Origin of the sequence: Paramagnetospirillum magneticum AMB-1 (assembly GCF_000009985.1) — a bacterium.
Taxonomy (GTDB): Bacteria; Pseudomonadota; Alphaproteobacteria; order Rhodospirillales; family Magnetospirillaceae; genus Phaeospirillum; species Phaeospirillum magneticum.
The window spans coordinates 4,782,229-4,795,661 of sequence record NC_007626.1; the positions used below are offsets into that span (position 1 = coordinate 4,782,229).

General features: G+C 66.2%; 11 protein-coding genes and 1 pseudogene. All 12 read right to left on the bottom strand.

Annotated elements, in window-relative coordinates:
• Nucleotides 1–4: 4 nt before the first annotated feature.
• Nucleotides 5–2,401, bottom strand: a complete 2,397-nt coding sequence (pheT, locus tag AMB_RS22160) for a phenylalanine--tRNA ligase subunit beta (RefSeq protein ID WP_011386727.1) — start codon at nt 2,399–2,401, stop codon at nt 5–7.
• Nucleotides 2,398–3,473: pseudogene (pheS, locus tag AMB_RS22165) on the bottom strand (phenylalanine--tRNA ligase subunit alpha). Before pheS ends, pheT begins: the two are co-directional and overlap by 4 nt.
• 83 nt (nt 3,474–3,556) lie before the next feature.
• Nucleotides 3,557–3,913, bottom strand: a complete 357-nt coding sequence (gene rplT / locus AMB_RS22170) for a 50S ribosomal protein L20 (RefSeq protein WP_009869562.1) — start codon at nt 3,911–3,913, stop codon at nt 3,557–3,559.
• Nucleotides 3,914–3,916: 3 nt separating this feature from the next.
• Nucleotides 3,917–4,120, bottom strand: coding sequence for a 50S ribosomal protein L35 (gene rpmI, locus AMB_RS22175; RefSeq protein ID WP_009869561.1), 204 nt, complete (start codon nt 4,118–4,120; stop codon nt 3,917–3,919).
• 240 nt (nt 4,121–4,360) lie between these two features.
• Nucleotides 4,361–5,254, bottom strand: a complete 894-nt coding sequence (locus AMB_RS22180) for a DMT family transporter (protein ID WP_011386730.1) — start codon at nt 5,252–5,254, stop codon at nt 4,361–4,363.
• On the bottom strand, nt 5,251–6,852 hold the full coding sequence (locus AMB_RS22185) for an ABC transporter ATP-binding protein (RefSeq protein WP_011386731.1): 1,602 nt from the start codon (nt 6,850–6,852) through the stop codon (nt 5,251–5,253). Before AMB_RS22185 ends, AMB_RS22180 begins: the two co-directional genes overlap by 4 nt.
• Nucleotides 6,852–7,880, bottom strand: coding sequence for an ABC transporter permease (locus AMB_RS22190; protein ID WP_011386732.1), 1,029 nt, complete (start codon nt 7,878–7,880; stop codon nt 6,852–6,854). The genes AMB_RS22185 and AMB_RS22190 overlap by 1 nt, the downstream gene beginning before the upstream one ends.
• Nucleotides 7,877–8,980, bottom strand: a complete 1,104-nt coding sequence (locus tag AMB_RS22195) for a microcin C ABC transporter permease YejB (protein ID WP_011386733.1) — start codon at nt 8,978–8,980, stop codon at nt 7,877–7,879. The genes AMB_RS22190 and AMB_RS22195 overlap by 4 nt, the downstream gene beginning before the upstream one ends.
• Entirely contained in the window at nt 8,977–10,755 is a 1,779-nt protein-coding gene (locus tag AMB_RS22200) for an extracellular solute-binding protein (RefSeq protein WP_043745649.1), read from the bottom strand. The genes AMB_RS22195 and AMB_RS22200 overlap by 4 nt, the downstream gene beginning before the upstream one ends.
• Before the next feature lie 44 nt (nt 10,756–10,799).
• Nucleotides 10,800–11,447, bottom strand: a complete 648-nt coding sequence (locus AMB_RS22205; protein WP_011386735.1) for a FecR domain-containing protein — start codon at nt 11,445–11,447, stop codon at nt 10,800–10,802.
• Between the two features lie 73 nt (nt 11,448–11,520).
• Entirely contained in the window at nt 11,521–12,912 is a 1,392-nt protein-coding gene (gene ahcY / locus AMB_RS22210) for an adenosylhomocysteinase (protein ID WP_011386736.1), read from the bottom strand.
• A gap of 105 nt (nt 12,913–13,017) precedes the next feature.
• Nucleotides 13,018–13,428 (bottom strand): cupin domain-containing protein, encoded by a 411-nt coding sequence (locus tag AMB_RS22215; RefSeq protein ID WP_011386737.1) that lies wholly within the window; start codon nt 13,426–13,428, stop codon nt 13,018–13,020.
• Nucleotides 13,429–13,433 lie beyond the last annotated feature (5 nt).

The window sequence follows — 13,433 nt, forward strand, 5'->3', positions numbered from 1 at the left end:
GGGATCAGCCCCGAAGCTCGCCGCCGGTGGCCTTGGCCACCGCCGCGACGATCTTCGCCCCCACCGCCTCGATGTCCTCGTCGGTCAGGGTCTTGTCGGTGGGCTGCAGCGTCACGGTGATGGCCAGGGACTTCTTGCCCGCCGCCATCTTGTCGCCCTCGTAGAGGTCGAACACCGCCACGTCGCTGATCAGAACCTTGTCGGCATTGCGGGCGGCCCGCACCACCGCATCCGCCGCCACGCCCGTATCCAGGGTGAAGGCGAAGTCGCGGTCCAGGGGCTGCAAGGCCGAGGCCTTGAGCAGCGGCTTGGCCTTGGTGGCCTTGGCCTTCTGCGCCGGCAGGGCCTCCAGGAACAGCTCGAAGCCGGCCACCGGACCCTTGACGTCCAGCTTGGCCAGAAGGCCGGGGTGGATCTCGCCGAAGAAGCCCACCGGCTTGTTGCCCAGCTTGAGCGTGCCCGAGCGGCCGGGGTGGTACCAGACGGGCGCCTCGGCAACCACCTGCAGCGAGTCGGGATTGGCCCCGGCGGCCGCCACGGCGGACAGGATGTCGGCCTTGGCGTCGAAAGCATCCACGGCGCGGGCCGGATCGGCCCAGTGACGGCCGCGCGCCCTGCCGGCTCGAATGCCGGCCGCCACCAGACGCTGCTGCCCCGGCTCGGGTCCGTCGAATTGCGGCCCCAGTTCGAACAGGCCCAGGTCCTTCATGCCGCGATCGGCATTGCGCCCGGCCGCCGTCACCAGATTGGGCAGCACCGAGGGACGCATCACGTCGAGATCGGACGAGATGGGATTGGCCAAGTGCATTTCCGGGGCGCCGCCGCCGAACATCACGGCCTGGGCCTCGGGCAGGAACGACCAGGTGACCGTTTCCACCAGCCCACGGGTGGCCAACTGGCGGCGCACCCAGCCGGAACGGCGCTGGCCGGGGGTCAGCACCGGCTTGGGCATGGCCGGACGCGGCATGGGAGTGGCGGGGATGTTGTCATAGCCGTTGATGCGGATGACCTCTTCCACCAGATCGTGCTCGGCGGTGATGTCGCCGCGCCATGACGGCGGATTGACCAGCAGGCCGTCCGCATGCTCGGCCACGGCGCAGCCCAGGTCGTTGAGGATGGTCTCCATGCGCTGGGTCGACACCTCGACGCCGCCCAGTTCGGCGACGCGATTGGGGCGCAGCACGATGGATTTCTGCCAATCGGGCTCGGTGCCGGCGATCACCGCCTCCGAGGCCTCGCCGCCGCACAGATCGAGGATCATGCGGGTGGCCAGCTCCATGGACGGCACCACGAAGGCCGGATCGACGCCGCGCTCGAAGCGGAAGCGGGCGTCCGACAGGATATCCAGCTTGCGCCCGGTGGCGGCGGTACGGATGGGGTCGAAATAGGCGGCTTCCAGGAACACCTCGGTGGTGGCCTCGGTGCAGCCGGAATGCTCGCCGCCCAGGATGCCGGCCAGGGCCTCGGGTCCGTTCTCGTCAGCGATGACCGTCATGCCGGACTCCAGCGTGTAGGTCTTGCCGTTGAGACCGGCCAGGGTCTCGCCGTCACGGGCCAGACGGGCGCGGATGTCGCCCTTGACCTTGGCGGCGTCGAAGACGTGCAGCGGGCGGCACAGGTCGTAGGCGAAGAAATTGGTGATGTCCACCAGGGCCGAGATGGGGCGAAGCCCGATGGCGGTCAGGCGGTCCTTCAGCCATTGCGGGCTGTCGCCGTTCTTGACGCCCCGGATCAGGCGGCCGGCGAACAGCGGGCAAGCGTTGGAGTCCTCGGGCGCGAACTCCAGGCGCACGCCGATGGAGCTTTTGAAGGCGCCGGGCACCGGCTCGACCTTCAGGGGCTTGAGGTTGCCCAGACCGAAGGCCGCCAGATCGCGGGCGATGCCGCGCACGCCCAGGCAATCGACGCGGTTGGGAGTGACCGAGATCTCGATCATGGGATCGAAGCTCATGATGTCGAGCAGGCTGGCGCCCACCGCAAGGGTGACATCCAGCTCGGCGATGCCGTCGTGGTCCTCGCCCAGCTTGAGTTCGCGCCACGAGCACATCATGCCCTGGCTTTCCACGCCGCGGACCTTGCCCTTCTTCAGGACGTCGCCGGTGATGGGGATGTAGGTGCCCGGCTGGGCCAGGATGACTTTCAGCCCGGCGCGCGCATTGGGGGCGCCGCACACCACTTGAAGAATCCCTGCGCCGCTGTCCACCTTGCACAGCTTCAGCTTGTCGGCATCCGGATGCTTCTCGGCTTCCAGGATATGGCCGACCACGAAGCCGCCCAGATGCTTGGACGGGTCGTCGATGCCCTCGACCTCCAGGCCGATGGCGGTCAGACCCACCTCGATCTGTTCCAGGGTCGCGTCGGTGTCCAGATGGCTTTTCAGCCAATCAAGGGTGAACTTCATCGGGTCAGCCCTCCCGAAAGCGTGGGAACGTCCAGCGGCACAAAGCCGTAATGCTTCAGCCAGCGCAGATCGGAATCAAAGAAGGTGCGCAGGTCGGGAATGCCGTATTTCAGCATGGCCATGCGCTCGACGCCCATGCCGAAGGCGAAGCCCTGGTAGCGGTCGGGGTCGATGCCGCAGTTGCGCAGCACATTGGGATGGACCATGCCCGAGCCGCCGATTTCCAGCCAGCCGGCGCCGGGTCCGATCTTCAGTTCGCCGCCTTCGCGCGAACAGCCGATATCCACCTCGGCCGAGGGCTCGGTGAAGGGGAAGAAGCTGGGGCGGAAGCGCACCGGCACGTCGTCCACCTCAAAGAAGGCGCGGACGAATTCCAGCAGGCAGCCCTTGAGATGGCCCATATGGGTGATCTCGTCGATGACCAGGCCCTCGATCTGATGGAACATGGGCGTGTGGGTCATATCCGAATCGCAGCGATAGGTACGGCCCGGGGCGATGATGCGGATCGGCGGCTTGTTGGCCAGCATGGTGCGGATCTGCACCGGGCTGGTATGGGTGCGCAGCAGATGGCGCCCCCCGTCGGGCTTCTCGCCGAAATAGAAGGTGTCGTGCATCTGCCGCGCCGGATGCTCGGGCGGAATGTTCAGCGCGTTGAAATTGTGGAAATCGTCCTCGATGTCCGGGCCTTCCGCCACATCGAAGCCCATCTGGGCGAAGATGGCGCTCATCTCGTCCATGACCTGGGAAATGGGGTGAATACGCCCCAGGGATTCGGGCCGCGACGGCAGGGTGACGTCGATGCGTTCACGGGCCAGACGCTCGTCCAGGCCTTGGCCTCCAGCGTCGCCTTGGCAGCGGCCAGTGCGCCCTCGACCTCGCCCCGCGCCGCGTTCAGCGCCGCACCAGCGGCCTTGCGCTCGTCGGGGCCCATGCCGCCCAGGCTCTTCATCAGGCCGGTAATGGTGCCCTTCTTGCCCAGCGCGGCGACGCGGGCGGCTTCCAGCTGGTCCAGAGTCGTGGCGGCGGCCACGGCGGCCAAAGCTTCGGACTGGAGTTTATCGAGGTCCTGCATCTCTCTCGTTCCCCAAGACGCGAAAAGGGGCCGCCCCATTCGGGTCGGCCCCTCTCCAACACAATGCTTCCCGACGGGAAGTCCTACTGGAGGGCGGCCTGAGCCTTTTCCACCAGCGACTTAAACGCATCGGGCTCGCGGATGGCGATGTCGGACAGCACCTTGCGGTCGAGCGCGATGCCGGCCTTCTTCAAGCCGTCCATAAAACGCGAATACGGCAGGCCGTAGGCGCGCGAACCGGCGTTGATACGCTGGATCCACAGGGCGCGGAAGTTGCGCTTCTTGGCGCGACGGTCGCGATAGGCATAACGCAGAGCCTTTTCGACCTTCTGGATCGCAACCCGGAAGCAGGTGCTGGAACGGCCGCGATAGCCCTTGGCCAGCTTGAGAATCTTCTTATGACGGGCGTGCGTGGTGACGCCCCGCTTGACGCGAGCCATTTATCAGCCTCCGTTCGGCAGGAAGTACTTCTTGACGTTGTCGCTGTCCGTCTTGAACAGCATGAAGGTGCCGCGCGCCTGGCGCTTCATCTTCTGCGACTTCGCCGAGAGGCAGTGACGCTTGAACGCCACGTTGCCCTTCACCTTGCCGGTGCCGGTGAGCTTGAACCGCTTCTTGGCGGAGCTCTTGGTCTTCATCTTGGGCATTTGCGCTTATCCTTAGTCTGAGTGGTTCAGCGACGACGAACGGCAAGGCAGCCCTAACAGCCTTGTCCGCTCAGGAAGGGGAAGCTTATAGCTTGGGCGATCCATGATTGCAAGGAGATGGAATCACTTCCGGACCGCGCCTGATCCAAATCATCATGTCATCCCGAGTGAACGCGAGGGATCTCATCCTGGAACGGCCTTTCCGACCTGAAAGCGGCATTCCAAGCGACGATCCCTCCGTTACTTCCGGTTCACCAGCCAGATGCCGGCCGCCACCAGCGCCATGGCGCCGCCCAGACCCCAGGTGATGCGCTCACCCAGCAGCCATGCCCCGAACATCATGCCGAACAGCGGCGTCAGGAATGAAAACGCCGACAGCCGGGTGGCGGGATAGCGGGAGATCAGCCAGAACCACGTCAGGTACGAGGCGAAGGCCACGACGACGATCTGCCCAGCCAGCGAGACCCAGACCAGGGTGGAGGGCTGGCCGATAATCCCCGTCTCGCCCAGCAGCAGCGACGCCGGCGGCAAGACCAAGGCCGAGACGCCCAACTGGTAGAACAGGGTCTTGCTGGGGCGCACCGAGGACAGGCGCGAGGTGCGGATCAGCACGGTGGTGCCGCCCCACATCACCGCCGCCGCCAGCAGCATGGCGTCGCCGATCATCTGCCGGCCATCGGGCAGGGACAGATTGTCGCCGAAGGCCAGCAGGATGCCGCCGAAGGCCGCGATCAGCCCCAGGCTCTGCATCCGGTTCAAACGCTCGGCGGGGACCAGCCAATGCAGGCACAGCGCCACCACGAAGGGCGCGGTGTACAGAAACACCACGGCGCGCGAGGCGGGGGTGAATTCCAGCCCCCAATAGATCAGGGCGAATTCGGCGCTGAACATGGCGCCCGCCGCCAGCCCGGCGGCCAGGGAACCGTCGGCGTCAAACAGCCGCACGCCCCGGAAGCGGCACCAGACCAGCAGCAGCAGCACCGAGCCGGCCGAGCGCAAACCCGCCTGCAACACCGGCGAAATGCCGGCATTGGCCACCTTGGCCGCCACCTGATTGAGCCCCCACAGAGCGCACAGCCCCATCATCAGCGCCATGGCCAAGGCGTCCAGATGGGTGTGGCGTTGGGGGCTCACGCCACCTCCAGATCGAAGGCCGCCGCCATCAGGGCGCGGGTGTAGGCGGTCCTGGGGGCCTTGAACAACTCGTCGGCGCGGCCCGCCTCCACCACCTTGCCGTCCTTCATCACCAGCAGGTCGTCGGCCAGGGCGCGCACCACCCGCAGATCATGGCTGATGAACAGATAGGCCAGGGCATGCCGCGCCTGGAGGTCGCGCAGCAGGTCGACGATCTGGGCCTGAACCGAAACGTCCAGCGCGCTGGTGGGCTCGTCCAGCACGATGAATTTGGGCTTGAGGACCAGGGCGCGGGCGATGGCGATGCGCTGGCGCTGGCCGCCGGAGAATTCGTGGGGATAGCGGTCCCGCGTCGCCGGGTCGAGCCCCACCTCTTCCAACGCGGCCGCAATCAGGCGGTCGCGCTCGGCCGCGTGCATGGCGGGCTCGTGCACTTCCAGCCCCTCGCCGACGATCTGGCCCACCGACATGCGCGGGCTGAGCGAGCCGTAGGGGTCCTGGAACACCATCTGCATCTGGCGGCGCAGCGGGCGCAAGGTCCCGGCGCTCATGGACTCGATCCTGGTGCCGCCGAAGCTGATCTCGCCATCGGAGTCCAGCAGGCGCAGCAGGGCAAGCCCCAGGGTGGTCTTGCCCGAGCCGCTTTCCCCCACCACGCCGATGGTGTGGCCGCGCTTCAGGTCCAGACTGATGCCGTCCACCGCCTTGACATGGCCGACGGTCTTGCGCCACAGCCCCGCCTTCAGCGGAAACCACACCTTGAGGTCGCGGGCCGCCATCACCACCGGCTCGCCCTCGCCCGCACGGTGGGGCTTGCCCTTGGGCTCGGCCGCCAGCAGGCGTTGGGTATAGGGGTGGGCGGGGGCGTCGAAGACCTGGGGCAGCGGGCCGCTTTCCACGATCTCGCCCGCGTTCATGACGCAGACCCGGTCGGCCATCTTGCGCACGATGCCCAGATCATGGGTGATGAACAGCAAGGCCATGCCGAGCCGGGCCTGAAGGCCCTTCAACAGCGCCAGGATCTGCGCCTGGATGGTGACGTCCAGGGCCGTGGTCGGCTCGTCGGCGATCAGGATGTCGGGCTCGCCCGCCAGCGCCATGGCGATCATCACCCGCTGGCGCTGGCCGCCGGACAGCTCGTGCGGCAGGGCGCCCAGGCGCTTTTCCGGTTCGGGAATGCCCACCAGGGACAGCAGTTCGACCACCCGGTCGCGCAAGGTGCTGCCGCGCAGACCCAGATGCAGCTCCAGCACCTCGCCCACCTGAGCTTCGATGGAATGCAGCGGATTGAGCGAGGTCATGGGCTCTTGGAACACCATGGCGATGCGTCCGCCGCGCACCTTGCGCAAGGCGGGTTCCGGCGCCCCCACCAGCTCGGCGCCGTCGAGGCGGATGCTGCCCCGGGGATGCGTGGCCCGGGGATAGGGCAGCAATTGCAGGATGGACAGCGCCGTCACCGACTTGCCCGAGCCGCTTTCGCCCACCAGGGCCAGGGTCTCGCCCTTGGCCAGGGTGAAGGATACGCCCTTGACCGCCTGGACGGGTCCGAAGCTGACCGCCAGATCGTCAACCACCAGAAGAGGGGTGTTTTCACTCATCAGGACGTCTTTCTCGGATCAAAGGCATCACGCACCGCTTCGCCGACAAAGACCAGCAGCGACAGCAAGGTGGCGACCACCAGGAAGCCGGTGAGGCCCAGCCAGGGAGCCTGGAGGTTCTCCTTGCCCTGGCGCAGCAGGTCGCCCAGGGACGCCGAGCCCGGCGGCAGGCCCAGGCCCAGGAAGTCCAGCGCGGTCAGCGACACGATGGAGGAATTGAGAATGAACGGCATGAAGGTCACCGTCGCCACCATGGCGTTGGGCAGCACGTGGCGGGCCATGATGCGAGCGTCGCTCATGCCCAGCGTGCGGGCGGCCCGGACGTAGTCGAAATTCCTGGCCCGCAGGAATTCGGCCCGCACCACGCCCACCAGATTGGTCCAGGAGAACAGCACGAGGACCAGCAGCAAGGTCCAGAAGCCCGGCTTGATGATCGACGCGATGATGATCAGGATCAGCAGTTCCGGCAGCCCGCCCCAGATTTCCAGGAAGCGCTGGAAGACCAGATCCACCTTGCCGCCGAAATAGCCCTGCACCGCGCCCGCCGCCACGCCCACCACCGTGCTGACCAGGGTCAGCGCCAGCCCGAAGCAGATGGACAGCCGCAACCCGTAGATCAGCCGCGCCAAGACGTCACGGCCCTGGTCGTCGGTGCCCAGCCAGTTGCTGCGCGACGGCGGCGACGGATGCTTCACCATCGGATCGTAATTGATGGCGCGGTAGTCGAAGGGAATGGGCGGCCACAGCGCCCAGCCCTTCTCGGCGATCTTGGCCACCAGATAGGGATCGCGGTAATCGGCATAGGTCAGGAAGTCGCCGCCGAAGGTCACCTCGGGATAGTCCCTGGCCAGGGGGAAATAGGTGGCGCCGTCATAACGCACCAGGATCGGCCGGTCATTGGCCACCAGCTCGGCCCCCAGGGTGACCAGGAACAGGGCCAGGAAGATCCACAGGGACCAGAACCCCCGCCGGTTGCGGCAGAAGGCGTCGAGGCGGCGACGGTCCAGGGGCGTCAGGCGCAGGTTCATCCGCCCCTCCCCTCGAAATCGATGCGGGGATCGACCCAATGATAGGTGAGGTCGCTGACCAGGTTGAGCACCAGTCCCAGCAGTGAAAACGCATAGAGTGTGCCGAACATCACCGGGTAATCCCGGTTGCTCACCGCTTCGAAGCCCAGCAGGCCGATGCCGTCCAGGGAGAAGATGATCTCGACCAGCACCGAGCCGGTGAACAGGATGCCCACCAGGGCGCGGGGAAAGCCGGCGACGATCAGCAGCATGGCGTTCCTGAAGATGTGGCCGTAGAGGATGCGCCGCTCGGAGAGGCCCTTGGCCCGCGCCGTGACCACGTATTGCTTGTTGATCTCCTCCAGGAAGGAGTTCTTGGTCAGCATGGTCAGGCCGGCAAAGCCGCCAACCACCAATGCGGTTACGGGCAGGGCCAGATGCCAGAAGTAATCCAGGGCACGGGTGGCGAAGGACGCCCCCTCCATCCCCGGTGACGACAGGCCGCGCAGGGGAAACCATGCGAAGTACTGGCCGCCGGCGAACAGGACGATCAGCGCGATGGCGAACAGGAAGCCGGGCACGGCATAGCCGATGATCACCGCCCAGGACGACACCACGTCCAGGCGCGAACCGTCCCGGGTTGCCTTGGCGATGCCTAAGGGAATGGAAACCAGATAAATGATCAGCGTGCTCCACAGACCCAGGGAGATGGAGGTGGGCATCTTCTCGATCACCAGACCCACCACCGAGGTGTCGCGGTAGAAGCTTTTGCCGAAGTCGAAGCGGGCATACTGGACCATCATCAGCCAGAAGCGCTCGTGCGCCGGGCGGTCGAAGCCGAATTGCCTCTCGATCTCCTTGATGAAATCGGGCGACAGCCCTTGCGCGCCGCGATAGGCCCCCTGGCCGCCCTGGCCCGGCGGCGGCTTGGCCTGGGTGGTTTCCCCCGAGGCCGAGCCCGAGACGCGGGCGGCGGCATCCACCGCATTGCCCTGTAGCTTGGTGATCATCAGTTCCACCGGCCCGCCGGGGGCGAACTGCACCACGGTGAAGTTGATCACCATGATGCCGAACAGGGTCAGCGGGATCAGCAGCAGACGCCGCAGGGTATAGGCGATCATTTCTTCACCCACCAGGTCATCACCTGCACCCCGCTGGCCGGGACGGTGTCGGGCATGCCGAACTTGTCCCACCACACCAGCCGGTCCAGGCCCAGATGCCATTGGGGAATGACGTAATGGTTCCACAGCAGGACCCGGTCCAGGGCGCGGGTGCGCGCCACCAGGGTCTCGCGGTCGGGAGCCGAAATCACCTGTTCGATCAGGGCGTCCACCGCCTTGTTCTTGATGCCGGCCACGTTCTGGCCGCCCGCCTCGTCGGCGGATTCGCTGCCCCAATAGCCCAGTTGCTCGTTGCCCGGCGACTGGGACTGGCCCCAGACATGGACCACCATGTCGAAATCGAAGTGGTCGATGCGGTTCTTGTACTGGGCGGGGTCCACGGTGCGCACGCTGGCCTCGATGCCCAGGCGGGACAGATTGCGGACGAACGGCAGGGTGATGCGCTCCCAGGCCGGCTGGACCAGCAGAATCTCGAAGGCGAAGGGCCTGCCCGCCCCATCCACCAGCTTGCCGTCCACCACCCGCCATCCGGCCTCCTCCAGCAGCCGCATGGCGGCGCGCAGATTGGGGCGGATATTGCCGTCGCCCTCGGTGGCGGGCGGCTTGAACTCGGCGGTGAAGACCTCGGGCGGGATTTGCCCGCGCAGGGGCTCCAGCACCTTGAGCTCCAATGGTGACGGCAGCCCCAGGGAGGCCAGTTCGGAATTGGCGAAATACGAGGCGGTGCGCTTGTACTGGCTGTAGAATAGAGTCTTGTTGGTCCATTCGAAATCGAAGGCCAGCCCCAGGGCGCGGCGAACCCGGATATCGGCGAACAGGGCGCGGCGCAGGTTGAAGGCATAGCCCTGCATGCCGGCCGGACGCTGATTGGCGAAGGCGTTCTTCCTGCCGCGTCCGTCCTTCAGCCCCGTCCAATCCTCGTAGGCCGTCGCCCACTTCTTGGCCTCGTTCTCCGAGCGCCAGTCGTATTCGCCCGCCTTGAACGCCTCCAGCGCCACGGTGGTGTCGCGATAGCTGTCATAGCGGATGCGGTCGAAATTGTACTCGCCCTTGCGGACGGCCAAGTCGGCGCCCCAGTAATCCTTGACCCGCTCATAGGTGATGGTGTGCTGGGTATCGAAGCCGGCCACCTTGTAGGGGCCGCTGCCCAGGGGCGGCTCCAGGGTGGTGACGGCGAAATCGCGGCCCTGCCAGTAATGGCGGGGCAGAATGGGCAATTGCCCGACGATCAGCGGCAATTCGCGGTTGTCGCCCGGCTTGAAGGCAAAGCGCACCCGGCGCTCGGCCAGCTTTTCCACCTTGTCCACCGCGGCATAGTAGAAGCGGTAGCGGGGATGGCCCTTGGCCTTCAGAACCTCGAAGGAGAACACCACGTCGTCGGCGGTGATGGGCTTGCCGTCGTGCCAGCGGGCCTTGGGCCGCAGGTTGAAGATCACCCAGGAGCGGTCGGCGGGCACCTCGACGCTCTCGGCGATCAAGCCGTATTCCGAGAACGCCTCGTCGGCGGAATTGACCATCAGGGTCTCGAACGGCAGATCGGCCCCGGCCGGCGGGTCACCCTTGACGATAAAGGGATTGAGCGAATCCCAGCCGCCGATCTCGGCCAGCCGGATCTCGCCGCCCTTGGGCGCCTCCGGGTTGACGTAGTCGAAATGCTTGAAGCCCGGCCCATACTTGGGCGCCCCATGCATGGCCAGGCCATGGACGGGATGCACCGTCTCGGCGGCAACGGCGGGGGCAAGCAGCAGGCAAAGGGCGAGGATCAGGGCACGCATGGGGCCAGAGTTTGGGGCCAAGCGGGCTTGGGGGCAAGGGGGCACTACTTGGCCACGAACGGCGGCACCCGGCCCAGCAGGGCTTCCAGCATCACCAGTTCCTCGTCGGCGTGGTTGGTCACCCTATAGGGCTCCATCACCGGCCGGCGGCCGGCGGGGAAGATCTGGCGCGGGGCGTCGTGGTGGCGGGTCGCCACCTCCTCGGCCCCGGCGGGATCGCCCGTGGGGATCATCACCGCGCGGCCGTAGCAGACGCAGACATTGGTCGATACGGAATGGCTTTCCAGGTACACGGCCGTGCCGCGGATACCCACATTGGCGTGGGGGGTCTTCAGGGTGATCTGCTTGGGGCCGAAAACCGACAGGACGCGGCCGCTTTCCAGACTGACCTCGCGTCCGGCCGGACCGTCGGAAACGGTTACCGCGCCGTCCGAGCGCAGCAGGAAGGCGTCGTCGCCCAGGGTGAACACCGCCTGGGCCCCCGGCCCGGCGGCAACCGTGTCACCGGCGGCGACGGCACTGCCCACCGGGGCGGGCCTGCCGTTGATCAGCACCTCGCCGTGTCCCTGCCGCAGGGTCCCGCTGCCCGATGGCATGGCAATGGCCGGGCGCAATCGCCCGAAGGCCGCCAGGGCGGCCATGCCGGTCAGCAGGCGGCGACGGTTGGGACCGGTCTTGCCACAGGTGCACATGCTCGGTTCTCCCCAAGAAAAAGCCCCCTTCCGTCACCGGAAGGGGGCTTCGTCGGTCTAACGTATTCGCAGTCTAGTACCGATAGGTTTCAGGCTTGAAGGGGCCTTCGACCGCGACGCCGATATAATCGGACTGCTTCTTGTTCAGCTTGGTCAGGGTGGCGCCCAGCTTGGCGAGGTGCAGCATGGCCACCTTCTCGTCCAGGGTCTTGGGCAGGACGTAGACCTTCTTCTCGTACTTGCCGGGATTGGTGAAGATCTCGATCTGGGCCATCACCTGGTTGGTGAACGAGGCGCTCATCACGAAGGAGGGGTGGCCGGTGGCGCAGCCCAGGTTGACGAGACGGCCCTCGGCCAGCAGCAGGATGCGGTTGCCGCTGGGGAACTTGATCTCGTCCACCTGCGGCTTGATGTTGTTCCACTCGAAGTTCTTCAGGCCGGCGACCTGGATCTCCGAGTCGAAGTGACCGATGTTGCAGACGATGGCGCGGTCCTTCATGGCGCGCATGTGATCGACGGTGATCACGTCCACATTGCCGGTGGTGGTGACGAAGATGTCGCCGCGGGGCGCGGCCTCTTCCATGGTGGCGACCTCATAGCCTTCCATGCAGGCCTGCAGGGCGCAGATGGGGTCGATTTCGGTGACGATGACGCGGCAGCCCTGGGACGCCAGCGACTCGGCCGAGCCCTTGCCCACATCGCCGAAGCCGGCGACCACGGCGACCTTGCCGGCCAGCATGACGTCGGTGGCGCGGCGGATGCCATCGACCAGCGACTCGCGGCAGCCGTACTTGTTATCGAACTTGGACTTGGTCACCGAGTCGTTGACGTTGATGGCCGGCCACAGCAGGGTGCCCTTCTTCTCCATCTCGTAGAGACGGTGCACGCCGGTGGTGGTCTCCTCGGTCACGCCGCGGATGGCGGTGCCGTTGCGGGTGTAGAAGGTCTTGTCGGTCGCCAGCTTCTTCTTGATGGAGGCGAACAGGACTTCCTCTTCCTCGCAGGTCGGGTTGTTGAGGACCGACAGGTCCTTCTCGGCGCGCATGCCCAGATGGATCAGCAGAGTGGCGTCACCGCCGTCGTCCAGGATCATGTTGGGGCAGCCGCCATCGGCCCATTCGAAGATGCGGTGGGTGTAGTCCCAGTACTCTTCCAGGTTCTCGCCCTTGACGGCGAACACCGGGATGCCGGCGGCGGCGATGGCGGCGGCGGCGTGGTCCTGGGTCGAGAAGATGTTGCACGACGCCCAGCGGATGTCGGCGCCCAGAGCCTTCAGGGTCTCGATCAGCACGCCGGTCTGAATGGTCATGTGCAGCGAGCCGGCGATGCGGGCGCCCTTCAGCGGCTGCGACGGGCCGAATTCCTCGCGGGTGGCCATCAGGCCGGGCATCTCGCTCTCGGCGATGTCCAGCTCCTTGCGGCCCCAAGCGGCCAGGGCGATATCGGCAACGACGTAATCGGTCATGATGGTCCCTCGGACAGGAATGTTCCAGTTGCCGCCTGTGTACCAGCCCTTTCGGCAAAACGCAACACGATATAAAGATATCTTTATGTGAGTATGGCCCGCCCGCTACTTCACCAGACTCACATTGGCCGTACCCTCGGCGCCCATGAAGACGCACAGGATGCGGACCGGGCGGTCCGTGAGGTTGATGCCCCGGTGGGGTGCCGCCATGGCTTCCATCAGGGCCTGGCCCTGGGCATAGGTCCGCCGGCCGTGGGGGCCGTAATCCACCACCACCTCGCCCTCCAGGATATAGGCGTACATGGGGGCCGGGTGGAGATGCAGGGCGGCCTCGGAATGGGGCGCCAGCGTAACGATGGTCGAGGTCACCTTGGCCGGGCCGCTGTCGGGGTAGCGGATGGTCTCGCCCAGCACGGTGGTGCCGGTGGACAGCAGCTGAACCGAGGGATAGGCCTCCTCGGCCAGGGCGGAGCCGCCCAGCAGCAGCGCCATTGCGGCGACGATCAGGATACGCATAGTTC